Raw genomic sequence first — 295 nt, 5'->3', positions numbered from 1 at the left:
AGGATCTAACGGGTCTGCAACAGTAAATGTCACTGGAGGAACAGGAACTTACACCTATTCTTGGTCACCAGCTGGAGGAAACGCTGCAACTGCAACAGGCCTTACTGCTGGAACCTATACGGTTTCGATAAAAGATGCTAACTTATGCGAAACAACAGCTAGTGTCACTATTGCTGAACCGTCTGTTCTTACCGCAACCATAGCCAAAACAGATATTTTATGCAATCAAGCAAATAACGGAACAGCTACTGTAACTCCTTCTGGAGGAACTGGATCTTATACCTATTCTTGGTCT

Annotated in this window: 1 protein-coding gene; it reads left to right on the top strand. The window is 43.7% G+C overall.

All coding sequences use genetic code 11. The features are described from left to right. Positions 1-295 (top strand): SprB repeat-containing protein (locus tag DM397_RS00245; protein ID WP_204251839.1); only part of this gene is annotated, 295 nt, incomplete at both ends.

Origin of the sequence: Flavobacterium nitrogenifigens, assembly GCF_003254565.1 — a bacterium.
In the GTDB taxonomy this organism is placed as follows: Bacteria; Bacteroidota; Bacteroidia; order Flavobacteriales; family Flavobacteriaceae; genus Flavobacterium; species Flavobacterium nitrogenifigens.
This window is presented reverse-complemented; position numbering and strand designations above follow the sequence as displayed.